Source organism: Methylobacterium nodulans ORS 2060 (assembly GCF_000022085.1).
In the GTDB taxonomy this organism is placed as follows: Bacteria; Pseudomonadota; Alphaproteobacteria; order Rhizobiales; family Beijerinckiaceae; genus Methylobacterium; species Methylobacterium nodulans.
In genome coordinates, this window is record NC_011894.1 from 7,301,040 (window position 1) to 7,325,409 (window position 24,370).

20 protein-coding genes and 1 tRNA gene are annotated in these 24,370 nt (G+C 72.2%); 12 read left to right on the top strand and 9 right to left on the bottom strand.

Annotation, left to right across the window (positions count from 1 at the left end):
* Positions 1 to 467: 467 nt before the first annotated feature.
* The 3 genes from MNOD_RS34095 to MNOD_RS34105 are packed head-to-tail and all read right to left on the bottom strand — an operon-like array spanning position 468 to position 3,704.
* Positions 468 to 1,460, bottom strand: coding sequence for a hypothetical protein (locus tag MNOD_RS34095; RefSeq protein ID WP_015933512.1), 993 nt, complete (start codon positions 1,458 to 1,460; stop codon positions 468 to 470).
* A complete protein-coding gene (locus tag MNOD_RS34100) occupies positions 1,457 to 3,403 on the bottom strand; it encodes an AAA family ATPase (RefSeq protein ID WP_015933513.1) in 1,947 nt (648 codons plus the stop codon). The genes MNOD_RS34095 and MNOD_RS34100 overlap by 4 nt, the downstream gene beginning before the upstream one ends.
* A 1-nt stretch (position 3,404) precedes the next feature.
* Entirely contained in the window at positions 3,405 to 3,704 is a 300-nt protein-coding gene (locus MNOD_RS34105; RefSeq protein WP_015933514.1) for a hypothetical protein, read from the bottom strand.
* A gap of 206 nt (positions 3,705 to 3,910) precedes the next feature.
* Between MNOD_RS34105 and MNOD_RS34110 the strand changes: the two genes are divergently transcribed.
* Positions 3,911 to 4,309, top strand: a complete 399-nt coding sequence (locus MNOD_RS34110; RefSeq protein WP_015933515.1) for a hypothetical protein — start codon at positions 3,911 to 3,913, stop codon at positions 4,307 to 4,309.
* Between the two features lie 36 nt (positions 4,310 to 4,345).
* On the opposite strand, the gene MNOD_RS44520 is transcribed toward MNOD_RS34110, so the two are convergent.
* The 6 genes from MNOD_RS44520 to MNOD_RS47375 form a co-directional block, all read right to left on the bottom strand.
* Positions 4,346 to 4,777, bottom strand: coding sequence for an HlyD family efflux transporter periplasmic adaptor subunit (locus MNOD_RS44520; RefSeq protein WP_083786640.1), 432 nt, complete (start codon positions 4,775 to 4,777; stop codon positions 4,346 to 4,348).
* A 210-nt stretch (positions 4,778 to 4,987) separates the two neighbouring features.
* Positions 4,988 to 5,221, bottom strand: a complete 234-nt coding sequence (locus MNOD_RS34120; protein ID WP_015933517.1) for a DUF5397 domain-containing protein — start codon at positions 5,219 to 5,221, stop codon at positions 4,988 to 4,990.
* A 28-nt stretch (positions 5,222 to 5,249) separates the two neighbouring features.
* Positions 5,250 to 6,953, bottom strand: coding sequence for a lysine--tRNA ligase (locus MNOD_RS34125; RefSeq protein WP_015933518.1), 1,704 nt, complete (start codon positions 6,951 to 6,953; stop codon positions 5,250 to 5,252).
* A gap of 94 nt (positions 6,954 to 7,047) precedes the next feature.
* Complete coding sequence (locus tag MNOD_RS34130) at positions 7,048 to 8,055, bottom strand: LLM class flavin-dependent oxidoreductase (RefSeq protein ID WP_015933519.1); 1,008 nt, start codon at positions 8,053 to 8,055, stop codon at positions 7,048 to 7,050.
* A gap of 146 nt (positions 8,056 to 8,201) precedes the next feature.
* Positions 8,202 to 9,794, bottom strand: a complete 1,593-nt coding sequence (locus tag MNOD_RS34135; protein ID WP_015933520.1) for a TROVE domain-containing protein — start codon at positions 9,792 to 9,794, stop codon at positions 8,202 to 8,204.
* 227 nt (positions 9,795 to 10,021) lie between these two features.
* Positions 10,022 to 10,149: transfer RNA gene (locus tag MNOD_RS47375), tRNA-OTHER, on the bottom strand.
* A gap of 694 nt (positions 10,150 to 10,843) precedes the next feature.
* Here MNOD_RS47375 and MNOD_RS34145 point away from each other — a divergent pair.
* The 11 genes from MNOD_RS34145 to MNOD_RS34195 all read left to right on the top strand — a co-directional run bounded on the left by MNOD_RS34145 (position 10,844) and on the right by MNOD_RS34195 (position 24,347).
* Positions 10,844 to 11,092 (top strand): helix-turn-helix domain-containing protein, encoded by a 249-nt coding sequence (locus MNOD_RS34145; RefSeq protein ID WP_015933521.1) that lies wholly within the window; start codon positions 10,844 to 10,846, stop codon positions 11,090 to 11,092.
* Positions 11,093 to 11,237: 145 nt separating this feature from the next.
* Entirely contained in the window at positions 11,238 to 11,576 is a 339-nt protein-coding gene (locus MNOD_RS34150; RefSeq protein WP_015933522.1) for a c-type cytochrome, read from the top strand.
* 174 nt (positions 11,577 to 11,750) lie between these two features.
* The gene (locus MNOD_RS34155) at positions 11,751 to 12,947 is read left to right on the top strand and encodes a glycosyltransferase family protein (RefSeq protein ID WP_015933523.1); all 1,197 of its coding nucleotides are present in this window, start codon (positions 11,751 to 11,753) and stop codon (positions 12,945 to 12,947) included.
* Between the two features lie 13 nt (positions 12,948 to 12,960).
* Entirely contained in the window at positions 12,961 to 14,202 is a 1,242-nt protein-coding gene (locus MNOD_RS34160; RefSeq protein WP_015933524.1) for a glycosyltransferase family 4 protein, read from the top strand.
* A gap of 170 nt (positions 14,203 to 14,372) precedes the next feature.
* A complete protein-coding gene (locus MNOD_RS34165; protein ID WP_244424614.1) occupies positions 14,373 to 15,401 on the top strand; it encodes a glycosyltransferase in 1,029 nt (342 codons plus the stop codon).
* Positions 15,398 to 17,413: a glycosyltransferase gene (locus tag MNOD_RS34170; protein WP_015933526.1), complete on the top strand. Its 2,016-nt coding sequence runs from the start codon at positions 15,398 to 15,400 to the stop codon at positions 17,411 to 17,413. The genes MNOD_RS34165 and MNOD_RS34170 overlap by 4 nt, the downstream gene beginning before the upstream one ends.
* Positions 17,410 to 19,284, top strand: coding sequence for an ABC transporter ATP-binding protein (locus tag MNOD_RS34175; protein ID WP_015933527.1), 1,875 nt, complete (start codon positions 17,410 to 17,412; stop codon positions 19,282 to 19,284). The genes MNOD_RS34170 and MNOD_RS34175 overlap by 4 nt, the downstream gene beginning before the upstream one ends.
* A complete protein-coding gene (locus MNOD_RS34180) occupies positions 19,284 to 20,177 on the top strand; it encodes a hypothetical protein (protein ID WP_015933528.1) in 894 nt (297 codons plus the stop codon). The genes MNOD_RS34175 and MNOD_RS34180 overlap by 1 nt, the downstream gene beginning before the upstream one ends.
* Complete coding sequence (locus tag MNOD_RS34185) at positions 20,174 to 22,168, top strand: ABC transporter substrate-binding protein (protein ID WP_015933529.1); 1,995 nt, start codon at positions 20,174 to 20,176, stop codon at positions 22,166 to 22,168. The genes MNOD_RS34180 and MNOD_RS34185 overlap by 4 nt, the downstream gene beginning before the upstream one ends.
* Entirely contained in the window at positions 22,165 to 23,190 is a 1,026-nt protein-coding gene (locus MNOD_RS34190; protein ID WP_015933530.1) for an ABC transporter permease, read from the top strand. The genes MNOD_RS34185 and MNOD_RS34190 overlap by 4 nt, the downstream gene beginning before the upstream one ends.
* Positions 23,187 to 24,347 (top strand): ABC transporter permease, encoded by a 1,161-nt coding sequence (locus MNOD_RS34195; RefSeq protein WP_015933531.1) that lies wholly within the window; start codon positions 23,187 to 23,189, stop codon positions 24,345 to 24,347. Before MNOD_RS34190 ends, MNOD_RS34195 begins: the two co-directional genes overlap by 4 nt.
* Positions 24,348 to 24,370: the final 23 nt, after the last annotated feature.

Sequence of the window (24,370 nt, forward strand, 5' to 3'; positions counted from 1 at the left end):
GCCGCCCGCATCCGTCTCTCGTACCAACGGTCGTTGAAAATGACCGTTGGTTCCGCTCTCGAATTTTCGCCAAGCCTCTGACGAAGCCTTTGGCTTGGTGTCGAAAATTCGAGACAGGTCACCGGCCCGATGCGCGAGCATGCGCGGCAGCACTTGGCTTACGTCAGCAGCCTGGGCCGTTGGGATCAGTTCGCCACCGGCCCGGGCTGACCCCGACGGATGAAACCGCGGCTGAATGAGCGCTCCCGTTCATGGCAGCCCCACCGGCCCTCATGCTGAGGCGCGGGCGATCGCAGATCGCACTGGCGATCGAAGATCGCGCAGGCTGCCTCGAAGCACCCCTGAACGTTCGTCCAAATCAGGGTGGGCAGGAGCACCGGTCCGGGGTGCTTCGAGGCTACGCGATCTTCGATCGCCAGCACCTCAGCATGAGGAGCGGGGCGGGTGCCATGCACGTCAGGTTCGATTTAGGTGCCCCGCCGCGCCACTGCCTCCTCCATCAGCGAGCGGATCGCCGCGCGCACCGGTTCGGGCGTGTCGTCGCGGGCGAACTTGGCCTCGATCGCCTCGCGGATCAGCGCACCGTCGTCGCTGCGGGCGAGGTCCGTGGCGGTCTCGGCGCGCAGGAGCGACACGAAGGCGCTCTCGACAGGCGCCTCGGGCCGCGCGGGCGCGACCTGCCGGCCCGTGAGGTCGAACACCTCGGTCTGGTGCGGCAGGGGTTCGGCCACGGGCGCGAGGTCCGCCCCCAGGATCCAGGCCGCCGGCTCATGCGCGATGAGGTCGACCGAGCCCCGGGTGATGGTGCCGGGATTGAACCAGACCGTGCCACCGACCGTGACCGGCGCGTGGCGCCTGTGCACATGGCCGTTCACCGCCAGCGCGCAGCCGAGAATCGCATGCGGCGGCACCGCCCCCGGATAGCCCGCCCCGAAGGCGAGGTCGTGGTGGGTGAGCCAGAGGACGCGGTCCGCCTCCGGCATCAGGCCGCGCACATCGGCCGGGATCGCCTGCCCGTAGGGCGTCACTCCGACGCCGAGCCGCCTGCCCCCGAGGGCGAACTGCGCCACGGGGCCGGATTCGGGGGCGACGTCGAGGACGTCGCTCACCGCCAGCACCGCGAGGCTGTCCCCGTCCGAGAGGCGCGTGTGGCGGATGTCGTGGTTGCCGACATTGGCGAGCGGCCGGTGGCGAAACCCTTTCAGGATGCGGATGAGGCGGGCCTTCAGGCTCTCGTCGGGTTCGACCGGATGCTCGAACAGGTCGCCGAGCAGCACCGGCGCGAGGTCGCGGGCATTCGCCACCGCCACGCAATGGTCGAGCTTGGCGAGCACCGGCCCGGGCCAGTCCGGATCCTTGCGGCGGCCGGGCCGCCGGGAGGCCAAGTGCGGATCCCCGATGAGGAGGAGGCCCGCGCAGGGCACAGGCGGGGCGTCGAGACGCTCGCGGCCGAGGATCATGCGGCCTCCGGGCGGAGCGGCGCGTGCCGGTGGCCGTCGAGCAGGGTGCCGGGGGCGGCGGGGCCGCCGCAGGCCGGGCAGCGCCCGCCCGTCGCGGCGAGCAGAGCCGCCGTCTCGGCCTCGATGGCGGCGAGGCCCGCCTCGGCCTCGGCCACCCGCGCCGTCGCGGCGGCGAGCGTGGCGGCCAGGTCCTGCAGGCGGGCGGCGGCGCTTAAGGACGGCGCGTTCTGCGCCAGGGCGGGGGCGGCCGGCGGCAGCGCGCCGAGCGCCTGCGCGCGGGCTTGGGCTCGGGCGAGATCGCGGGTCAGGCGCGCGAGCACCGTCGCATGCCGCTCGGCCGCGGCGCTCGCCCGCGGCACCGGCAGGCCGGCGGGCAGCGCAGCCAGGACGGCCGCCTGCGCGGTCGCGCGGGCGAGCCCGCCGGAGGCGGCAAGCAGGCGCTGGCCTACGCCCTCGCGATGACGCGCCTCGGCGAGCAGGCGGCCGAGATCCGCCACCCCCTCGGGGGCGGGCAGCGCGATCAGGGCCGCGCTCCGCGCCGCGGCGGCTGCGCGCGCCCGGGAGAGCCGCGCGAGTTCGGCGGCCCGGCCCTCGACCGCGCGCAGCCGCGCCGCGCCCGCGGCGATGCGGCCCGCCTCCTCGCGCAGATCCGCCACGGCGGCGCTTAAGGTGTCGAGTTCCGCGAAGGGCTCCAGGAGGTCGCGCAGGGCGGTGATGCGCCGCTCGCCCTCGCGCACGATGCGCTGGTCATCGACGATGCGCTCGCGTTGGAGCGCCTGCATGTCGCGGATGTAGCCGGCCTCGCGGCCGATCGACAGCACGGCGGAGCGCTTGGGCGCCTTCTCGCCGAGCAGGAAGACCGGGAACTTCTGGTGCGCGACATGCACCTCCAGCTCCTCGACCCGGGTGATGCCGAAGAGCCGGTCGACCCAGTCCGGCACGTCCCGCCCGCCGGTCTCGAGATGCGCGCCGTTCTCGACGACGAGGGAGCCGTCCGGCTCGTGCAGCGACCAGAGATTGACGGGCGTGCGCTTCGGCTGGCGCACGAAGCGTAAGGTGCGCCCGCCCGCGACCCCGATCTCGATGCGGGCCGCGGGCTTGCCGGCCCGCACTAGTCCGTCGCGGGCCTCGCCGTAGAAGACGGCCCGCAGCGCCCGGATCACCGTGGACTTGCCGCGGTTGTTCGGGCCGACGAGCGCGTTGACCCCGGGGCCGAGAGGCAGCGTGGCGTCGGCGAAGCCCTGGACGTCGGTGAGGCGGATGAAGCGGAAGCCCGTCGCATCCGGCGCCCATTCGGCGGCGCAGACCTCGGCCGGCCCGTCGATCAGCACGCCGCTCGCCGGGTGGCCGCCGATGCGGCTCACCCGCGTGGCGGGGCCGAAGCCCGCGGTGTCGTGGTGCGAGATGGCGAGGCATTGCAGCCCGAGCCGCGCCGCCCCGTCCTCCAGCACTCGGTAGAAGGCCGGCACGCGGTCCGGCGCGATCCAGCAATCGGCCTCGTCGAGCGCGATGAAGCGCCCGACCCCGGCCTTCACCACCGCGATCAGCCGCAGCGCCATGCCGACCACGTTGGTCATGGCGCCGCCATTGTCCTCCAGGACGTCCTCGCGGCCCCCGTCCGGGCGCAGGAGCCCGATATCGAGGGCCGGCAGGCCGCGCTCGGTGGTGAGTTCGAGGGAGACCGGCTTCTCGCCCGGCAGCACCTCCTGCACCAGGGCCGAGAGCAGCGTCTCGAAGCTCGCGAGGCTGCGCTGATGCGTCTCCTGCTGCAATTCGCGCAGGCAGAGGTCCACCGCATCGCGCAGGTCGAGCCGCCCCTTGGCGGCGGCCACCGCCCGGACGCGCTCGTCCCTCTCGTCGATGAGCGCGGCGCGGCGGGCCTCGGCCCGGGCGAGCGCGCGGCCGAGCCGCTCGACGGCGCGGGCCGCCTCGTCGGGAGCCATCTCAGCGTCTCTCGGTCAGGCCGTCGAGCCGGTCCTGCACCGCCCGCAGCGCCTCCGCGAAGGCCTCGACCCGGCGGGCATTCTCGGCGCGCATCTCCTCGATCATCGCCCGGATCGCCGCCTCGTCGTCCGTGCCGAGCTCCTCCCGGGCTTGGGCGCGGGCGGCCTCCAGCTCGGCGGTCAGGCGCTCGACGTCGCTCTCGGCCCGGATCCGGTCGGCGCGCAGGCGCTCATAGGCGGGACGCAGCGCCTCCAGGCGCTTGAGCGCCTCGGTCTCCTGGCTCGTCCGGCTCCGCTCCATGCTGCTCCCCGTCTTGTCCGTCCCTGAAGTGGCATCCCGCGCCCCGGCGCGCCAGGGGCCCGGCCGGCTTCCGGGTTGTTCCAGGAATGTTCGCGCGGGCCCATTGACGCCTGTCTCAAATCAGCCCAGTGTTCCTCATCTGTTCCATAGATCGGGTGCCGGCGCCAGCGCGGCACGGGCCCGCACCGGAGCCGGGAGTCCTGACGATGGCGGCGACCTGCCTCGACGACGCGGTGCTGTTCGAGAACCGGGATTGGGTCCTGTCCGAGGAGGGGCTGGAGCATCGCGGCACCGGCTACTTCATCGCCCGCGGCACGGTGGCGGCCAAGCGCCCGGACGGCTACTGGGACTGGCCGCTGCACCTCTCCGAGAAGGCGTGGTGCGGCGTGCGCAGCTTCCGGGAGGCCTTTCTGGCGGCGCTCGCCGCCTACGGCATCGTGCCGGATTCGAAGCTCACCCTGTCCTTCGCGCTGGGCTTCGGCACGCGGCTTCCCGGCCCGGAGACGGACGGCTTCGTGCCGCTCGCCGACCTCGTGCGCCTGACGCCGCCCGCACCGCGGAAGGTGGCGGTGCGCGCCCCCCGGGCGCTCGCCGTGGGCGCGTGAGGCGTCAGGACTTCACCACCGCGGTGACCGCGAACATCAGCGTGCATCCGTTACCGCGTCGATGCGGTCCGCAAGCTCCTCACCTTTTAGAGTGATCTGCGAACCGATGGATTGAACGCGATTCTGCAGCTCTTGCTCGGTCACTTTGAGGCGTTCGAGTTCCGCCTGAGCTGCGGGCTTGCCACTCACCAGGACAGGATCCGGATCGACGGAGATGAGGATTTCTCCTCGCTTCACGCCCTGTCCTTCACGTACGGCGATGCGCTGTATCCGGCCTGGTCGAGGAGCGTCAATCCTTACAATCTGTGGGTCGGCAGTTAAAAAACTGCTGACTTGTTCACGGCGAGAAAAGCTGGCTGACAAAGGGAAAATCGCCAAGCCCATGGCGGCGAAAATAAACACCCAACAAACATTGGCCCAGGCCTGACCTGGGCCAATGTCAATCTTATTCTTGATCGTAAGAGCCACTCAATATGTGCCCTATCTATGCCGTAGAGCTCGCTGGATGAAGAAAACGACGCAAAATACCGCGAACATTGGTAGTCCAACAGAGGTCTGGCTGACCCCGAAGACTTTCTCTCCCAAGCTTCCAATGCCAATTGCGGCTGCTGCGAGCATTAACGCGAAAAGAAGGTCATCGATCACACGAACTGGAATTGATGGCATCATTTCTCTCCCTTAGCCGTGTGCGATTTTATTCTCAATCCAGAGAGATTTCCAATCTTGTTCAGGATCGCCGATGAGCCGCGTGAGCCGATACTCGGTCTTCTCGCCGGTCTCGACCAGGGTGATCTCGATCATCCAGTCGCCGCTCTCCAGCGGGTAAAGCGCACGGCCGACCTGGTACTTCGGCCCAAGCGGGCCGAAGCTCTTGATCGCGCCGACTGGAATCGGCGGCTGGCTGCATGTCACTCACCCGACGGGAGAGCGCCATCCTATCCTACTCCGCCGCCTTCTGCTCCCGGCTCGCCAGGAAGGCCGCATGCTCCTCGACGAGCGCACCCGACAGCGCCCGGGCGATCAGCGCCCGGGTCTCGGCGACGCCGTAGAGGGCGACGAAGGAGCCGAAGCGGGGGCCGCGGGCCTCGCCGAGCAGCGTGCCGTAGAGCGTGGTGAACCAGGTCTGCGCCACGCCCGGGCGCCCGTCCGGGCTCTTGGCCTTGCCGGAGAGGTCCGGGTAGTGCCGCCGGCCGACCTCGTAGACGACGGCCTGCAATTCCTCCGGATCGGTCGAGCCCTCGTGTGCGGCGAGCGTCGCCGACAGGTCGGCGAGGGCCGCGATCGCCGCGGCGTCGGGCGCCCGGTACTGCTTGGCCGGCCGCACGAAGTCCCGGTAGTAGCGCACCGCGTGGTGCACCAGCCGGTCGAGGCGCGGCTGCGTCTGCGGCGAGACCTCCGGCGCGTAGCGGCGGATGAAGCCCCAGAGCACGGCCGGATCCTCGGTATTCGCCACCGCCACCAGGTTGAGCAGCATCGCGAAGCTGATGGCGCTGCCGCCCGCCACCAGCTCCGGCGCCGGCGGCGAGCCCGCATGGATGTGCCAGACCGGGTTGCCGAGCTTCAGCTTCGGCTCCTGGCCCGGGAATTTTTCCAGGAACGACAGGTAGTCGTCGACGTGGCGCGGGATCACGTCGAAGTGCAGACGCTTGGCCTCGCGCGGCCTGTTGTACATGAACAGCGCGAGGCTCTCGGGCGTGCCATAGGCCAGCCACTCGTCGATGGTGAGGCCGTTGCCCTTGGACTTCGAGATCTTCTGGCCCTTCTCGTCAAGGAAGAGCTCGTAGTTGAAGCCCTCGGGCGGCTCGGCGCCGAGCGCGCGGGCGATCTGGCCCGACAGCTTGACCGAGTCGATCAGGTCCTTGCCGGCCATCTCGTAATCGACGCCGAGCGCCACCCAGCGCATGGCCCAGTCGGGCTTCCACTGCAGCTTGGTGTGGCCGCCGGTCACCGGGGTCTCGTAGCGCTCGCCCGTGGCCGGGTCGCGCCAGACGATGGTGCCGGCGCCCACCCTCACCTCGTCGATCGGCACCTGCATGACGTGGCCGGTGACGGGATGAAGCGGCAGGAAGGGCGAGTAGGAGGCCGAGCGCTCGGCCCGCAGCGAGGGCAGCATCACCGCCATCACGGCGTCGTAGCGCTCCAGCACCCGCAGCAGCGTCGCGTCGAACAGGCCGGCCCGATAGCAGTCGGTGGCCGAGCGGAACTCGTAGTCGAAGCCGAAGGAATCGAGGAAGCGGCGCAGCTCCGCGTTGTTGTGCGCGCCGAAGCTGTCATGCGTGCCGAACGGATCGGGCACGGCGGTGAGCGGCTTGTTGAGATTCTCGGCGAGGAGCGCCCGGTTCGGCACGTTGTCCGGCACCTTGCGTAAGCCGTCCATGTCGTCCGAGAAGGCGATCAGCCGGGTCGGCACGGCGTCGTTGGTGAGCACCCGGAAGGCGTGGCGCACCATCGAGGTGCGGGCGACCTCCCCGAAGGTGCCGATATGCGGCAGCCCCGAGGGTCCGTAGCCGGTCTCGAACAGCACCTCCGCCTTCGGCGACCGCTCGAGCCGTGCGACGAGTTTGCGCGCCTCCTCGAAGGGCCATGCCGCGGAGGTCGCAGCGGCGTCGAGGAGGGCGGGGTCGATGCGGAGCGGGGCGGACATGGTTTCTCGATGACCCGGATGCGGGCGCTAGGCTTGAAAGAGGTTCAGGCCGCGCACCCTATGGAGTGCGTCCCCCCGGGTCAACGAAGCTCGGTCAGGCGAGTGTCGGCTCGGGCGCCCGCGCCCCCTGGAGCCCGGCCAGGATCTCGTAGGAGCGCAGCCGGGCCCGGTGGTCGTAGATCGCCGCCGCCACCATGATCTCGTCGGCCTGCGTGCGGGCGACGAACGCCTCCAGGCCCTGGCGCACGGTCTCCCTGGCGCCGACGAACGAGCAGGCGAGCATGCGCGAGGCCTGCACCTTCTCCTCGGGCGACCAATAGGCGTCGATGTCGTCGATCGGCGGCAGGAGCTGGCCGCGGGTGCCGCGGAACAGGTTGGTGAAGGATTGCTGGGGTGAGGTGAACAGGTGGCGCGCCTCTGCGTCGGTCTCCGCCGCGATCACGTTGACGCCGACCATGGCGTAGGGGCGGTCGAGCTGGGCGGAGGGCTCGAAGCGGGAGCGGTAGACGTCGAGGGCCTGCATCAGGGCGTCGGGCGCGAAATGGGACGCGAAGGCGAAGGGCAGGCCCAGCATCGCGGCGAGCTGCGCCCCGAACAGGCTGGAGCCGAGGATCCAGAGGGGCACCTGCGTGCCGGCTCCGGGCACCGCCTGGACCACCTGCCCGGGCTGCACGGGCCCAAGCAGCGCCTGGAGTTCGAGCACGTCCTGCGGGAAGGTGTCGGCGGCGGAGGGGTCGCGCCGCAGCGCCCGGAGCGTGCGCCCGTCGGTGCCGGGGGCGCGGCCGAGCCCGAGATCGATGCGGCCCGGATGCAGGGAGGCGAGCGTGCCGAACTGCTCGGCGATCACCAGGGGCGCATGGTTCGGCAGCATGATGCCCCCGGCCCCAACCCGGATGCGCTGCGTCCCCGCCGCCACATGGGCGATCACCACGGCGGTCGCGGCGCTGGCGATGCCGACCATGTTGTGGTGCTCGGCGAGCCAGTAGCGGGTGTAGCCGAGCGCCTCCGCGCGGCGCGCGAGGTCGAGGGTGTTGGCCAGCGCGTCGGCGGGCGTGGCGCCGAGCGGGATCGGCGCGAGGTCGAGGACGGAGAAGGGCGGCATCCCGGGCTCCCGTGGTTGGCATGACCCCCGGGGGAGAGTTCTGGCTCGGATCGACGCGATGCAAGCCCGCCCGGGGCGGGCGTGGCATGCACGGGTCGCGCAGGACGGATGGGCGGGCGGCTCCCGAGGAAGCCGCCCGCCCTGTCTCAGCGGAGGAAGTCCGCGATCAGCGCCGGGGCCGCGGTGTCGAACCCGACGACGTCGAGCATGCCGGCGTCGTTCGGGTCGGCGATGCTGAAGCCGTTGGAGACGAGCCCCACGACCACGAGCTTCGCGGCGATCCCGGTGCGCTCCCGGTAGGTCCGCAGGGCCTGGACCGGATGCACCTCTCCCGCCCACGTCTCCGAGTCCGTGTAGACCACGAAGGCGTCGGCCGGGATGCCGCGCTCCAGCGCCCACAGCATCGGCAGGGCGCAGTCGGTGCCGCCGAAGGGCAGGCCTTCGGTAGCCGCCACCGCCGCGTCGAGCCGCATCGACGGCCCGAACGGCAGGGGCGTCAGCGCCGTGCCGCGTCCGCGGGCGCCGGCCGTGAAGCCGACCACCTGCCAGCTCTCCTCGGTCGCCGCGGTGACGAGCGCCATGGCGGCGGCCGCCTCCCGGGGCGTGAGGCTCGACCCGGCGACCGAGCCCGAACCCATCGAGCCCGACACGTCGAGCGCGAGGACGAGCCGGCGGCCCGTGGGCTCCACCGCCCGGAACGCCGTGTAGAAGGCGGCGTTCAGCGCCTCCACGATCGCCCCGACCGGCTCCCAGGCGAGGCGGCCCCGCTCGCCGCGCCCCGACGCATAGGTCTTGAGCGCGACGAGGAGCGCCATCGGGTGCAGGCGCGCCTTGAGCAGGCGCTCCCGGTCCGACAGCGCGGCGACGACCCGCGCGGTCCCGGCGGAGAACGGCGCCAGCACCCCGGCCGCCGTCAGGCGCCCGAGCTGGCGCACCATCGCGCCGACCGGCATGCCGTCGAGCAGCGCCTCGTTCACCGCCCGGCTCGCGAGGAGCTCGGTCGGCAGCGCCTCCCAGGGCAGGCCGTGCGAGCGGACGAGCGCCGCTGCCGTCGCCCCGTTCACGCCCTCCCGCTGCACCGCCGCGAAGGCGTGCACGAGGGGCGGCAGGGCCTCGCCGAGCGTGCCGCGGCAGATCCAGTCGAACAGCGCCGCCCGCTCCGCCTCCCCGGTCTCCGGGTGGGCGAGCCGCAGGAGGTCGCGGTGCGTCCAGCCATACCGCGCGCGGTACTTCACCGCCTGGTAGGCGAGCGCCTCGACGGAGCGCTCGCCGTACCAGCGCCCGACCGCCCGGCGCAGGCCCCGGCCCCAGCCGCGCGTGGCGTCAACAGCCCCGGCGAACCGAAACAGGTGCGTGCCGGTGCGGCAGACCCGCGGCAGGGCAGCCAGCGCCGCGCGGCGCACCGCCAGATCCGCCGCGCCCGCGGCGAGCGCGAGGGCGAAGATCGCCGGGTCCTGCTTGGGCGCGCGGCCGCCCTCGCTCACCGCGACGATGGCCTCGACCGCCCGCACCCCATCCGCCGCGAGGCAGCGCAGCACGGCGCCCGCATTCTCGCGGGTGAGCGCCCGCTCGCCCGCGTAGTAGGAGCCGCCCTCGGACCCGAGCACGAGGAAGCGATCGAGCTGCGTCCAGTCGTCGACCGGGAAGGCGTGGCCCCCAGCCGTGTTCGGCACGGTTCCGGGGATGGACTCCGACTGCGGGGTGCGCCGGAGCGAGAACAGCTTCGCGTAGTCGACCATCGCTCGGTCCTCTCCTGGCTCGGTCCTCTTTTGGCGAGGCCTCGGGAGCCTGCTCCGTCGGCCTGGCTTCGGTGGGTGGCGGCGCTGGTGCGCCGCGGGGGACGGCCGCGCGCGCTCTGCCCGCGCGGCCGATCGTGTTGCGTCTCGCTCCGCCGGCCTTGAAGCCGCACGGTCATGAATGTCGGTGAAGGATCTTCTGGTGCTCTATTTGAGCTACGGACCTTTCGGCTCGGCGGGACTCGCACCCGCACCCCCCAGATCCTGCGATAACCTTCTCCGTCCGGCCCGTGCGGGCCGCGCGGTCGTGGTGTGAGGAACGGTGTCGTGGTGCTCTACCGGCTGAGCTACGGAACTTTCGGCCCGGCGGGGTTCGAACCCGCGACCTCCCCATTCGCAGTGGTAACCGTCCCTCCTCGGCCCGCGCGGCCGACGAGACGCAGATCCGGCCGTGCGTGGGCCGTGCAGGCGTGGGGATCGGGGACGGTGCGATTGAGCTACGGATCTCGCGACCCGGCGGGCTTCGAACCCGCACCCTCCGCAGGGCGGACCCTGCGGCGCTCTACCAGATAACCGTCTCCGTTCGGCCCGCACGGGCAACGATCGGACAGGATGGATGATGTGAGGAATGTTGCGCCGCAGCCGGCGCCGGGTCAGGCTCCGAGCGAGGCTCGGCCTTGAATCCTGCCGCCGTGACCGCTGGTTTCGCCCCGTGGACAGGCGAAGGCGGCGATCAGATCGCACTCTTTCATGCCGTTCTCCGTCCGCGAGGGACCCCAGGGTGGCGCGGGCATGCACTGACGCTCGGTGGTTTCGCGTGGAAGGCGGTAACCGAGCGTCTCCGGCCCGCGCCGGCGACGGGGCCTGCCGGACATGTCTGACCAAGGTGGACTGGGCGTTCCGCCCCCGCGGCTCGCGACCGCGGACGTCCGGATGGTGCGATGAACCTCGATCACCGGCCCGGCAGGCCGATGGCGGGGTGAGTAGCGGGGGCGGTCGGGGGTGTCAACGGGAAACTTGAAGAATCTTTCAGTTCGCCCCATCTCCCCGACATGGATTCCGTCCCGATCAATCCGGCGCAGATCCGCGCCGGACGTGGCCTTCTGAAATGGACGCAGGCGGTGCTCGCCGCCCGCGCGGCCGTCTCGGTGGTGACCCTCAACATGATCGAGAGCGAGCAGGTCACGCCTCGCGCCCGCACGCTGTCGGCGATCCGCTCCGCGCTGGAGCGCGAGGGCGTCCGCTTCGTCGGCGACGAGTCGGAGGGATTCGGGGTTCTGTTGCGCCGGCCCGCGGCCTGACCGGGAGCGATACTGCCGCCCCGGCCGCCGACGAGCTCCGGGCGGAGGGGGCGGCCGCGCCCTTGCCGTGCCGGTCCAAACGCCAAGATCTCCTTAGTCTCTCCGGACCGGAGAGCCATCCCCTCAGCCGTCCCGGAGACCCGCGATGCCGCTGCCCCACGCCCCTCTCGCGCTGGCCTGTCTCGCCGGCCTCGCGCTCCTCGCCGGCACTGCCGCCCAGGCGGGCGATGCCGCGGCGGGCCGGAAGAAGGCCGTGGCGTGCCAGGCCTGCCACGGCCTCGACGGCATCTCGAAGCTTCCCGACGCGCCGAACCTCGCCGGCCAGGTCGAGCCCTACCTGATCAAGGCGCTGGGCGAGTTCCGCAGCGGAACCCGCAGGAACGAGGTCATGTCGGTGGCCGCCAAAGACCTCACGGACGCCGACATCGCGGATCTCGCGGCCTATTACAGCGCGATTGAGGTCGAGGTCGTGCCCCCGTCCTGAATGCGGCGGTGCAACAGTCCGGGCCGTAATCCTCCGGGGCGGGTAGCCGCGCGGGGTGCGGATGCGGTAGGACAGTGACGCTCCGTTCCGGGAGGTCCGTCGCAGGATGCCGTTGTTTCCGAGCCGCTCCCGGTCGCCGGTTCCGCTGTGCGCCGTCGGCATCCGGGCATCCTGATGGCGCAGCCCGGATCCGTTCCCGGCGGCGCCCCGCAGCGGGTGCTGATCTATTCGCACGACACGTTCGGTCTCGGGCACCTGCGTCGGGCGCGCGCCATCGCGCATGCCCTCGTGGCGGAGGCGCCGGAGCGCCGGGTGCTGATCCTGTCCGGCTCGCCGGTGAGCCATGCCTTCCGGTTCGCGCCGGGGGTCGCCTGCCGCCGCCTGCCGGGCGTGGTGAAGCTCGGCAGCGGCGCCTATCGCAGCCATGGGGCGGCGCACGACCTCGAGGCCGTGGTGGCGACCCGCGCGGCGCTGATCCGCCACGTCGCCCGGCGCTTCGACCCGGATCTCTTCCTCGTCGACAAGGAGCCGACCGGCTTCCACGGCGAGGTGCTGCCGGTGCTGGCTCCCCTCAAGGCCCGGGGCTGCCGCCTCGTGCTGGGCCTGCGCGACGTGCTCGACGATCCCGCGCTGCTCGTGCCCGAATGGGAGCGCAAGGGCGCGCTCGGCGTGCTGCCCCTCTACGACGCGATCTGGATCTACGGCCTTAAGGAGATCTATGCGCCGCTCGCCGGCCTGGCGCTGCCGGCGGGCGTCGCCGAGCGCCTGACCTATACGGGCTATCTCCGCCGCGAGGCGCCGGAGGCCGGGGCCGCGCAGGCCGAGGAGGAGCCCTTCCTCCTCGTCACGCCTGGCGGCGGTGGGGATGGCGTCGAGCTCGTGGAGGCGGTGGTGCGGGCCTACGAGGCGCGAGGCCTGCCCCATCGGGCGCTCGTCGTGTTCGGGCCCTTCTTCCCGCCCCGGGCGCGCGACGCCCTCCAGGCGCGGATCGACGCCCATCCGCGCCTCTCTGCCCTCGATTTCGATGCGCGGCTGGAGCGGCTGATGCGCCGCGCCGCGGGCGTCGTGGCCATGGGCGGCTACAACACCTTCTGCGAGATCCTGTCCTTCGACCGGCCGGCGCTGATTCTGCCGCGGATGCGCCCGCGCCGGGAGCAGCTGATCCGCGCCGAGGCCGCCGCCCGGCTCGGCCTCGTCGAGACGCTGACGCCGGACCGGGCGGAGCCGGAGCGCATGGCGGCGGCGCTCGCCGCGCTGCCCGATCGCCCGCGTCCCTCCGCCCGGCCGATCCCCGGCCTTCTCGGCGGCCTGCCGGCGATCTGCCGGCTCGTCCAGGGGCCGGCCGGCGCGCCTCGCGTGGCCGCGGAGTAGTGCTTTTAGTCCCATGCCCGCTCGCATCGCCGTCCTGGTCAAGGGCTATCCGCGCCTGTCCGAGACCTTCATCGCCCAGGAGCTGCTGGGCCTGGAGGCGCGGGGGATCCCGCTCGCGATCTGGTCCCTGCGCCGGCCCCATGACGGGGCCGTGCATCCCATGCACCGGCAGATCGACGCGCCCGTTTCCTACCTGCCCGAATACCTGTACGAGGCGCCCTGGCGGGTCCTGCGCGGGCTCGTCGCCGCCCTCCGGCGCCCGGGCCTGCGGCCGCTCCTCGCCCTGGTCTGGCGCGACCTGCGGCGCGACCTCACGCCCAACCGCCTGCGGCGCCTTGGCCAGGCGCTGGTGCTCGCCCGCGAGCTCCCGGCGGAGATCGCCCATATCCACGTCCATTACCTGCACACGCCCGCCTCGGTCGGCCGCTACGCCGCTCTCCTCACGGGCCGCTCCTGGAGCGTCTCGGCCCATGCCAAGGACATCTGGACGACGCCGGACTGGGAACTCGCCGAGAAGCTCGACGATAAGCGCCTGACCTTCGCGGTGACCTGCACGGCGGCGGGAGCGGCCCGGCTCCGGGCGCTCGCCGCCCGCCCGGAGCATGTCTCCCTCGTCTACCACGGCCTCGATCTCGGGCGCTTCCCGGAGCCGCCGGCCGCCCGGCCGCCCCGCGACGGCAGCGATCCGGCCGATCCGCTGCGCATCGTCACGGTGGGGCGGGCGGTCGCCAAGAAGGGCTTCGGCGATCTCCTCGATGCGCTGGCCGCGCTGCCGCCGGGCCTGCACTGGCGCCTCGCCCATGTGGGGAGCGGCGAGGCGCTGCCGGCCCTGAAGGCCAAGGCCGCCTCGCTCGGGCTCGGCCCGCGCGTGGCGTTCCTCGGCGCGCGGCCGCAGCCCGACGTGGTGGCGCTCCTGCGCGAGGCCGACCTGTTCGCGCTGCCGGCCAAGCGCGCCCCCTCGGGCGACCGGGACGGCCTGCCGAACGTGCTGCTGGAGGCGGCCTCGCAGCGGCTCGCCATCGTCGCCACCGACTTCGCGGGCATTCCGGAATTCCTGCGCGACGGGATCGAGGGCCGGCTGGTGCCGCCCGGCGACTGGGCGGCCTTGTCGAACGCCATCAACCTCCTGGGGCGCGATCCGGGCGAGCGCGCGCGGCTCGGCGCGGCGGCGCTGTCGCGGCTGCGGGCGGAGTTCGGGGCGCAGGCCGGGATCGACCGGATCGCGGAACTCCTTCATGGGGACCGGGGTCGGTGACCCCGGCGGATCCAAGGCGGAACCTTGGTGGGCTCGGGCGAAGCCCGATGCAGGGGCATCCTGCCCCTGCACCCCGGCCAGAGGGCCGAGGGCCCTCTGGACACCCCGCAATCGCCTTCTACGCGCCGATGAAGCCGCCCGACCACCCGGTTCCCTCGGGTGAGCGCACCATGGCGCGGCTCCTCCTCAGGGCCCTGGCGGCGGCCGGCTTCGAACCCGTGACGGCGAGCGGGCTGCGCACCCACGATGCCACCGGGGAGCGGCATCCCACCTTACGCGAGGCGGCCGCGGCCGAGGCGGCCCGGCTCGTCGAAGCGTGGCGCGCGGCGCCGCCCCGCCTCTGGTTCACCTACCACGTCTACTACAAGGCGCCGGACTGGATCGGTCCCGCGGTGGCCGCCGCCCTCGGCATCCCCTACGTGATCGCGGAGGGCTCGCGGGCGCCCAAACGTGCAGCCGGCCCGCACGCCGTCGGGCATGCGGGCGCGGAGGCCGCCCTCGATGCCGCCGACCTGATCCTGGTGATGAACCGCCGCGACCGGCCGGCCGTTGAGGCGGCCCGCCCGGCCCGGCAGATCATCGCCGAGCTGCCGCCCTTCCTCGATCCGCAGGACTGGCCGCTGCCGCCGGCAGCCCCGCGGGCCGGAGGGCCCCTGCGGCTCCTCACCGTCGCGATGATGCGGGAGGGGGACAAGCTCGCCTCCTACCGCCTCCTCGCCGACACCCTGACGCGCTGCGGCGACATCGCCTGGACCCTCGACGTTGTTGGTGACGGGCCCGCGGCGGCGAAGGTCTCCGCCCTCCTCGCCCCGTTCGGCGACCGGGTGCGCCGCCACGGCAGGCTTAGCGCCTCCGCCCTCTCGCTCCTCTACGCGGGGGCCGATCTCCTGGTCTGGCCGGCGGTCAACGAGGCCTACGGCATGGTGCTGCTGGAGGCGCAGGCCCATGGCTGCCCGGTCGCGGCGGGCGGCTTCGGCGGCGTGCCGGACGTGGTGCGCGACGGCGTCACCGGCCTCGTGACGGCGCCGGGCGATGCCGCGGCGCTCTCCGGCGCGATCCGGCGGCTCGCCGCCGATCCGGCGGCGCGGGCCGCCCTCGGCCGGGCAGCGCTCGCCTTCGCGCGCGAGGAGCGGGGCCTCGCCGCCGCGGCGGGGCGCCTGCGGGCAGCCCTCGCCTCCCTGCCGGGACGCGCCGCATGAGCCGCATCCTGATCGCGGTCACGCATCTCCTCGGGGCCGGGCACCTGACCCGGGCGGCGGCGCTCGCCCGCGCCTTCGCGGGGGCCGGTCATGCGGTCACGCTGGTCTCCGGGGGCATGCCGGCCGCCCTGCCCCGCCTCGACGGAATCCGGTTGCGGCAACTGCCGCCGGTGCGGATCGCCGGCACGGCCTTCACGGCGCTGCTCGATCCGGACGGGGCGCCGGTCGGGCCGGACCATCTCGCGGCCCGGCGGGCGGCTTTGCTCGCGGCCCTGGCGGAGGCCGAGGCCGACGCGGTGATCACCGAGCTCTTCCCCTTCGGCCGCCGGGTGCTCGCCGAAGAGTTCGAGGCGCTGGTGGCGGCGGCCCGCGCCGCGGCGCCACGCCCGCTCCTCCTCGCCTCCGTGCGCGACGTCCTGGCGCGGCCGAGCCGCCCGGACCGCATCGCCGCGACGCATGCGCGCCTGTCGGCCTATGACGCGGTGCTGGTCCATGCCGACCCGGCGCTGCTGCCGCTCGACGCCTCCTGGCCGGTCGACGGGGCGATCCGGCCGCTGCTGCGCTATACGGGTTATGTCGACGAGGCGCCGGCCGCGGTGCTGCCGGTGCCGGAGATCCGGGCCGGCATCGTGGTCTCGGGCGGGTCGAGCGCGGCCGGCCTGCCGCTGCAGCAGGCGGCGCTCGGCGCCGCGCGGCTCGTGCCGGAGGTCTCCTGGCGGGTGCTGGTCGGCCGGGCGGTTCCGGAGGCCGATCTCGCCGCGCTGCGGGAGACGGCGCCCGGCAACGTCACGGTGGAGCGGGCGCGGCCCGATTTCCGGGCGCTGCTCGCCGGGGCGGCGCTCTCGGTGAGCCAGGCGGGCTACAACACCGTCCTGGATCTCCTGCGCAGCGGCTGCCCGGCGCTGCTCGTGCCCTTCGAGGCCGGGCACGAGACCGAGCAGCGGCTGCGGGCCGAGACGCTGGCGGCCCGCGGTCTCGCCCGGGTGCTGCCGGAGGCGGAGCTGACGGCGGAGCGGCTGGCCGAGGCCGTGGCGGCGCTGCTCGCCGCGCCCGCGGGAGCGCCCGGCCTCGATCGCCCGCCCGTTGCCCTCGACGGCGCCGCCCGCTCCGTGGCGATCGTGGAGGCCATGCTGGCGGAGCGGACGGCCGCCCTTCCCTCCATCCTCCCCGCCCTCGACTGGTCCCCGCTCGATGAGGCCCTCGCGCGCCTCGCCGGTGCGGGCCGCACCCTCACCCTGTGGTGGCGCGACGACGATGCTTGCGCCCATACGCCCGCCCTCGACCGGCTTCTGGCCCTGAGCCGGCGGACTGGTGTCCCGGTGGCGCTCGCGGCGATCCCGGGCCGCGCCGCGCCGTCCCTCGCCGCGCGGCTCGCGGCGGAGGACGAGATCGACTGCCTCGTCCACGGGCTGATCCACGAAAACCACGCGCCCGCGGGCAAGAAGGCGGAACTCGGGCCCCACCGGCCGCCCGCGCTCCTCGAAGACGAGGCGCGCCGGGCGCTCGCGCTGGCGCGGGCGCGGTTCGGGCGCCCGCCCCTGCCCGTGCTGGTGCCGCCCTGGAACCGGATCGCTCCCGAGCTTCCGCCGGCCCTGCCGGGGCTCGGCTACCGGGGATTCTCCGCCTTCGGCCTGCGCGGGCCGGCTTTGCCCGGCCTGATCCAGGTCAACACCCATATCGATCCGGTCGCATGGCACGCGCCCGGGCGGGGCCTCGTCGATCCGGCCGTCCTGCTCCCCCGGGCGGCGGAGACGATTGGGCAAGCGGCGGAGCGGGACGAGCCGGTCGGCCTCCTCACGCATCATCTCGTGCAGGACGCCGCAACCTGGGCCTTCTGCGCAGCCTTGCTCGAGCGTCTGACCCGACATCCGATCGTCGGCATCGCGCGGGCCGCGGCTCTGTTTGCGCCGAAGGCATCGCCCGTGTCACAAACTCACGTTAGGGTCGCCGGGACGCCGCGGGACCCGCCCTCGGCCGAGGACGACCCGAAGGGACGAAAAGCACCAGGATGACGGCACCACTCCTGTCGATCCGCGATCTCACGGTCGACTTCTCGGCCGATACCGGAGCCTTCCGGGCGGTCGACGGGCTGTCTCTCGACGTGCCGGCCGGCCGCACCGTCGCCCTCGTGGGCGAATCCGGCTCGGGCAAGTCGGTGACCGCGCAGGCCATCCTGCGCATCCTGCCGAAGGCCGCCCGCATCACCGGCGGCGCCATCCGGTTCGACGATCTCGCATCCCCGAAGCCCGTCGAAATCGCCCGGCTCGGGACCGATTCGGCGGAGATGCGCAGCCTGCGCGGCGGGCGCATCGCGATGATCTTCCAGGAGCCGATGACCTCGCTGTCGCCCCTCCACACGGTGGGCGACCAGGTCACGGAGGCGCTGCGGCTCCACGCCGACGTCTCGGGCGAGGAGGCGCGCCAGCGCGCCATGCAGGTCTTCGAGCGTGTCGGCTTCCCCGATCCGAAGCGGGCGCTCGTCACCTATCCGTTCGAGCTCTCGGGCGGCCTGCGCCAGCGCGCCATGATCGCCATGGCGCTCATCACCAGGCCCGCCCTGCTCATCGCGGACGAGCCGACCACGGCCCTCGACGTCACCACCCAGGCCCAGATCCTCGACCTCCTGCGGGAACTGCAGGCCGAGACCGGCATGGCGATGCTCCTCATCACCCACGACCTCGGGGTCGTCGCCAATATGGCGGACGAGGTGGTGGTGCTCTACCGGGGCCGCGTGATGGAGGCGGGCTCGCGCGAGGACATCTTCCGCCGGCCAGGCCATCCCTACCTCCAGGCGCTGATGCGGGCGGTGCCGCGCTTCCACATGGCGGAGGGCGAGCGGCTGACCCCGATCCGCGAGGTGAAGAGCGCGGTGCTTGCCCGCAAGGCCGGCGAGCCGCACCGACCCGATCCGGACGGGCCGCTCCTCTCGATCGCCGATATCCGCAAGTCCTACACCCTGCGGTCGGGCTGGTTCAGCGGCAAGGTCCGGCGCATCGACGCGGTCCGGGGCGTGAGCCTCGACCTGTGGCCGTGCCGGACGCTGGGCCTCGTCGGCGAGTCGGGCTGCGGCAAGACCACCCTGTCGAAGATCGTCATGCGGGCGATCAGTCCCGATGCCGGCACGGTGCGCTTCGACGACGGCTCCGGGCGCGGCCCGCGGGACGTCTTCGCCCTCAAGGACAAGGAGCTGAAGGATTTCCGCCGCGCGGTGCAGTTCGTCTTCCAGGATCCGTTCTCCTCGCTCAACCCGCGGATGACGGTCTACGAGATCCTGACCGAGCCCCTGCGCATCCACGGCGTCGGCACGCCGGACGAGCGCTACGAGCGGGCGAAGGAACTGCTCGACATGGTCGGGCTCGACCCGCGCTCCCTGCGCCGCTACCCGCACGCCTTCTCGGGCGGGCAGCGCCAGCGCCTCGGCATCGCGCGGGCGCTCGCGCTCAAGCCCCGGGTGCTGCTCTGCGACGAGCCGGTCTCGGCCCTCGACGTGTCGGTCCAGGCGCAGGTGCTCAACCTGCTCAAGGACCTGCAGGCGAGCCTCGGCATCGCCTACATGTTCGTCTCCCACAACCTCGCGGTGGTCGACTACATCGCCGACACCATCGCGGTGATGTGCCGGGGCTTCATCGTGGAGGAGGCCCCCAAGGCGGCCCTGTTCCGCAACCCGGTCCATCCCTACACGCGGGCGCTCCTCGCCGCCGTGCCGGAGCCCGACCTCGACCATCCCCTCGACCTCAAGCTCCTGATGAGCGATCGCTTCTCCGACCCGGCCCTCTGGCCCGAGCCCTTCCGGCTCGCCGGGCCCGAGACCGGCATCATGCAGGAAGTGTCGCCCGGCCATTGCGTGCGCGTCGCCGGGCCGGCCCTGCGGCGGGCCGCCTGATGCCCCCCGCCTCGGCCCTCCGCCCGCATCCTCTGCTGGAGCGCCTGCGGCGCCGGCTGCTCGGCCCCCTGTTCGACCGGCTCGGCTACGACCTGGTCCCGGCGGTGCCGGACTGGACGCACCGGCCCCTGTCCCGGCGCGAGACCGAGGCGCTGATCGGTTCCGCCGCGGTGCGGCTCGACGCGGATCTGGCGGCCTGCGGCCTCGCCCTGCCGGGCGGGGCGTGGCCGGAAGTGGCAGCCTTCTGGGACCTGATCGGGACCGCGCCCGTGGCGCAGCGCCGGGGCGGCAACGGCTTCAACGGCGCGCTCCAGCTCTACGTCCTGATGCGGGCGCTGCGGCCCCGCATCGTGATCGAATCGGGCGTGTTCCGCGGCCTCACCACCTGGATCGCCCGGCAGGCCTGCCCGGAGGCCGAGATCCTCTGCTTCGACCCGGACCTCTCGGGCCTGCGCTACCGCGATCCCGGAGCGCGCTACCACGCCCGCGACTGGTCGGCCTGCGACCTCGCGGGGCTCGACCTCGCGCAGGCGGTCGGCTTCTTCGACGACCACATCAGCCAGGCGCGCCGGGTGGTGGAGGCGCGGGCGCGGGGCATCACCCGGCTGATCTTCGACGACGACGCGGCCGCCCACCGCCTGCATGCCCATGGCGGCCCCGCCTTCCCGACCATCGCGATGCTGATGGACGCGGCGGCCGGGCCGGAGCCGGTGCGCTGGCGGCGCAACGGGCGGGAATTCGTCTATCGGCCCGACGATCCGGAGGCCCGCGCGGCCCGCGCGGTGATCGCCGCTTCCCATGCCTTCGACGACCTGCACGCCGCCACCGGCTACTCCCCGGCGCGGATCACCTACGTGGCGCTGGCGCCACCCGGTTCGGGAGACTCGACATGAGGCTGTGGCGCAGGAGCCCGTTTCTCCTGCCGCGGGATCGAGCGCGGGACGGGCCGGCTCATCCGGACACCGGCAGGCTCGACCCACCTCGGCACGAGAAGCACGGAGGCTTCCGGGTGCGGAGCTGCATTCCGATCGTGGCCGCCGCGCTCCTCGCCCTCCTCCCCGCCCTCGCCCGTGCCGCCGACGAGCCTCCTGCCGCCGAGCGTCTTCCCTCGGAGCCCCTCGTCGTCGATCTCGCGGCCGAAGGCCGGCAGGTGGGCAAGCCCGGGGGCGAGATCGTCACCCTGGTCGCCAAGCCGCGGGACATCCGCTACATCTCGGCCTACGCCTATACGCGCCTCGTCGGCTACGACGCCAAGCTCACGCTGCGGCCCGATCTGCTGGCGCGGTTCGAGGCCCAGGACGATAAGGTCTTCACCTTCACGCTGCGGGCCGGCCATCGCTGGTCGGACGGGCAGCCCTTCACGGCGGAAGACTTCCGCTACTGGTGGGAGGACGTGGCCCTCAACAAGGATCTGAGCCCGTCCGGCCCGCCGGAATTCATGCTCGTCGACGGGCAGCCGCCCCGCTTCGAGGTGCTCGATCCGCTGCATGTCCGCTACACCTGGGAGAAGCCCAACCCGCGCTTCCTGCCCGAACTCGCCTCGCCGCGGGATCCCTTCATCTACCGGCCGGCGCATTACCTGAAGCAGTTCCACGCCCGCTACGCCCCCAAGAAGGACCTTGATGCCGCGGTCAAGCAGCAGAAGGTCAAGGGCTGGGCCGCCCTGCACAACCGGCTCGACGGGATGTTCGAGCAGACGAACCCGGACCTGCCCACGCTCCAGCCCTGGCGCGTCACCAACACGGCGCCCGCCGCCAGGTTCGTGTTCGTGCGCAACCCCTACTACCACCGGGTCGACAGCCAGGGGCAGCAGCTTCCCTATCTCGACCGGGTGCTGATGGACGTCGCGGCGGGCGGCCTCTTCGCCGCCAAGGCCAATGCGGGCGAGGCCGACCTGCTGTTCCGCGGCCTCACCATGGAGGACATCCCGATCCTGCGGGAGGGCGAGCAGGCCAAGGGCTACCGCACCCACCTGTGGCCCACCGCCCGCGGCTCCGAGATCGCCCTCTACCCCAACCTCACCACCGCCGACCCGGTCTGGCGCAAGCTCAACCGCGACGTGCGCTTCCGCCGCGCCCTGTCGCTCGCCATCGACCGGCGCACCCTCAACAACGCGCTCCTGTTCGGTCTCGGCACCGAGGGCAACGACACCGTCGTGGAGGGCAGCCCCCTCTACAAGCCGGAATACCGGACCCTCTATGCCGGCTACGACCCCGACGAGGCCTCCCGCCTCCTCGATGCGGTCGGCCTCACGCAGCGCAACGGCGCCGGCATCCGGCTGCTGCCGGACGGGCGGGAGCTCGAGATCGTCGTCGAGACCGACGGCGAGAGCCTGCTCCTCACCGATGGGCTGACCCTGATCGCCGAGTTCTGGCGCGAGGTCGGGGTCAAGCTCTTCGTCAAGCCGCAGGACCGCACGGTGCTGCGCAACCGCGCCTATGCGGGGCTGACCACGATGGCGGCGGCCCAGGGGCTCGACCTCGCGATCCCCACCGCCGAGATGCCGCCGGACGAACTCGCCCCCGTCCACCAGGACTCCTATGCGTGGCCCAAATGGGGGCAGTTCGCGGAGACGAAGGGGCGCGAGGGCGAACCCTGCGACCTGCCCGAGGCGAAGGCCCTCATCGATCTCAACGCCCAGTGGATGGAGACGGGCGATGCCGCCCTGCAGGCCCGGATCTGGGGCGAGATGCTGCAAAACCGGGCCGAGAACCAATGGGTGATCGGCACCGTCTCGGGGGCGCTGCAGCCCGTCGTCGCCAAGACCCGCCTCCTCAACCTGCCCGACAAGGCGACCTACAGCTGGAAGCCGACCGCGATGATCGGGGTCTACCGCATGGACGAGTTCTTCTGGGGGCCGGACCGCAAGGAGGCTGCGCGGTGATCCGTTACCTGCTGCGGCGCATCCTCACCATGGCGCTGACGCTGCTCGTCATCTCGGCCCTGGTCTTCTTCATCATCAAGCTGCCGCCGGGCGACTTCCTGACGAACCAGATCGCCGAGCTGCGCTCGCAGGGCGAGGCCGCCTCGGTCGCCAAGGCGCAGTTCCTGATGCAGCAATACGGGCTCGACCGGCCGGTCTGGGAACAGTACCTGCGCTGGATCGGGGTCTGGCCGAACCCGGACGGCGCCTTCAACGGCCTCATCCAGGGCAATTGGGGCTGGTCCTTCGAGTATGACCGGCCGGTGCGCGAGGTGGTGGGGGACGCCCTCTGGCTGACCCTGGTGGTCAACCTCGCGGTGGTGATCTTCGTCCACCTCGTCTCGATCCCGATCGCGATCTACTCGGCGACCCGGCAATATTCGCTCGGCGACTACATCGCGACCTTCATCGGCTATCTCGGGCTGGCGACGCCCTCCTTCCTGCTCGCCCTGATCATGCTGTTCTACGCCAATCGCTGGCTCGGGATCTCGATCGGCGGGCTCTACGACAGCACCTATGCGGGCCAGCCCTGGACCTGGGAGAAGGTGCAGTCGCTCCTCGCCCATCTGGTCGTGCCGACGCTGGTGATCGGTCTCGGGGGCACCGCCGCCATGATCCGGCGCATGCGGGCCAACCTCCTCGACGAACTCGCCAAGCAGTACGTCATCACCGCCAAGGCCAAGGGCCTGCCCCCGACCCGGGCGCTGCTCAAGTACCCGTTCCGGATGTCCCTCAACCCCTTCATCGCCGATATCGGCAACCTGCTGCCGCACCTCGTCTCGGGCTCGGTGCTGGTCTCGCTGGTCCTGAGCCTGCCGACGGTCGGGCCGATCCTGCTCGCGGCGCTCAAGAGCCAGGACCAGTTCCTGGCGGGCTTCATCCTGATGTTCGTGGCCGTTCTCACCGTGATCGGGATGCTGATCTCCGATCTGCTGCTCGCCTGGCTCGATCCACGCATCCGCCTCGGAGGCTCGGGCCGATGAACCTGGAAGTCCGCCCGCGCCACTTCGTCGATCCGGCGCCCTTCGATCCGGGCCGCACCGAGCCGCTGGGGGCGGAGAGCGAGGTCTTCGACCGCGCCTCCTCCTGGCGGCTCACCTGGTGGAAGTTCCGCAAGCACAAGGTGGCGGTGGCGGCCGGCCTCGTGCTGCTCCTGTTCTACGGGCTCATCCCCTTCGTGGAGGTGCTGGCCCCCTACAACCCGGCCAAGCGCCACGGCGACTTCCTCTATGCGCCGCCGCAGAAAGTGTATCTGTTCCACGAGGGCCGCTTCGTCGGCCCCTATACCCATCCCTACACGTTCACCTTCAACCTTGAGAGCTTCCACCGGGAGTACACTATCGACCGCACGGTGGTGCAGAAGCTGCGCTTTCTCTGCCGGGGCGAAGCTTACGAGTTCTGGGGGCTGTGGAAGACGGATTGGCATGTGGTCTGCCCGCCCGAGGGCGGCACGCTGTTCCTCGCCGGCACCGACCGGCTCGGGCGCGATCTGTTCTCGCGCATCGTGTCGGGCGCGCGCATCTCGCTCACCGTCGGCATCGTGGGCATCGCGGTGTCCTTCGCGCTCGGGCTCTTCTTCGGGGGACTCGCGGGCTATCTCGGCGGCTGGGTCGACAACCTCGTGCAGCGGCTGATCGAGATCCTGCGCTCGCTGCCGGAGCTGCCCCTCTGGCTCGCCCTCTCGGCGGCCCTGCCGCCGAACTGGAGCCCGATCCTGGTCTTCTTCGGCATCACGCTGATCCTCGGCCTCCTCGACTGGCCGGGGCTCGCCCGCGCCGTGCGCTCGAAGCTCCTGGCCCTGCGCGAGGAGGATTACGTGCGGGCCGCCGAGCTGATGGGCGCCTCGAAGGCGCGGATCATCGGCCGGCACCTGATCCCGAACTTCATGAGCCACCTGATCGCTTCGGCGACCCTGTCCATCCCCTCGATGATCTTAGGGGAGACCGCCCTGTCCTTCCTGGGGCTCGGCCTGCGGCCCCCGGTGACGAGCTGGGGCGTGCTGCTCAACGAGGCGCAGAACCTCGCGGCGGTGCAGCTCCATCCCTGGCTGCTGCTGCCGATCCTGCCGGTGGTGTTGGTGGTGCTCGCCTTCAACTTCCTGGGCGACGGCCTGCGCGACGCCGCAGATCCCTACCACTGAGCCCCTTTCGGCCCCGCGAACCT

Excerpts from the sequence above, each read along its gene's own strand:
- MNOD_RS34095 (WP_015933512.1), bottom strand. The coding sequence starts at position 1,460 with ATGATCCTCGGCCGCGAGCGTCTCGACGCCCCGCCTGTGCCCTGCGCG.
- MNOD_RS34100 (WP_015933513.1), bottom strand. The coding sequence starts at position 3,403 with ATGGCTCCCGACGAGGCGGCCCGCGCCGTCGAGCGGCTCGGCCGCGCG.
- MNOD_RS34105 (WP_015933514.1), bottom strand. The coding sequence starts at position 3,704 with ATGGAGCGGAGCCGGACGAGCCAGGAGACCGAGGCGCTCAAGCGCCTG.
- MNOD_RS34110 (WP_015933515.1), top strand. The coding sequence starts at position 3,911 with ATGGCGGCGACCTGCCTCGACGACGCGGTGCTGTTCGAGAACCGGGAT.
- MNOD_RS34125 (WP_015933518.1), bottom strand. The coding sequence starts at position 6,953 with ATGTCCGCCCCGCTCCGCATCGACCCCGCCCTCCTCGACGCCGCTGCG.
- MNOD_RS34130 (WP_015933519.1), bottom strand. The coding sequence starts at position 8,055 with ATGCCGCCCTTCTCCGTCCTCGACCTCGCGCCGATCCCGCTCGGCGCC.
- MNOD_RS34135 (WP_015933520.1), bottom strand. The coding sequence starts at position 9,794 with ATGGTCGACTACGCGAAGCTGTTCTCGCTCCGGCGCACCCCGCAGTCG.
- MNOD_RS34145 (WP_015933521.1), top strand. The coding sequence starts at position 10,844 with ATGGATTCCGTCCCGATCAATCCGGCGCAGATCCGCGCCGGACGTGGC.
- MNOD_RS34150 (WP_015933522.1), top strand. The coding sequence starts at position 11,238 with ATGCCGCTGCCCCACGCCCCTCTCGCGCTGGCCTGTCTCGCCGGCCTC.
- MNOD_RS34155 (WP_015933523.1), top strand. The coding sequence starts at position 11,751 with ATGGCGCAGCCCGGATCCGTTCCCGGCGGCGCCCCGCAGCGGGTGCTG.
- MNOD_RS34160 (WP_015933524.1), top strand. The coding sequence starts at position 12,961 with ATGCCCGCTCGCATCGCCGTCCTGGTCAAGGGCTATCCGCGCCTGTCC.
- MNOD_RS34165 (WP_244424614.1), top strand. The coding sequence starts at position 14,373 with ATGGCGCGGCTCCTCCTCAGGGCCCTGGCGGCGGCCGGCTTCGAACCC.
- MNOD_RS34170 (WP_015933526.1), top strand. The coding sequence starts at position 15,398 with ATGAGCCGCATCCTGATCGCGGTCACGCATCTCCTCGGGGCCGGGCAC.
- MNOD_RS34175 (WP_015933527.1), top strand. The coding sequence starts at position 17,410 with ATGACGGCACCACTCCTGTCGATCCGCGATCTCACGGTCGACTTCTCG.
- MNOD_RS34180 (WP_015933528.1), top strand. The coding sequence starts at position 19,284 with ATGCCCCCCGCCTCGGCCCTCCGCCCGCATCCTCTGCTGGAGCGCCTG.
- MNOD_RS34185 (WP_015933529.1), top strand. The coding sequence starts at position 20,174 with ATGAGGCTGTGGCGCAGGAGCCCGTTTCTCCTGCCGCGGGATCGAGCG.
- MNOD_RS34195 (WP_015933531.1), top strand. The coding sequence starts at position 23,187 with ATGAACCTGGAAGTCCGCCCGCGCCACTTCGTCGATCCGGCGCCCTTC.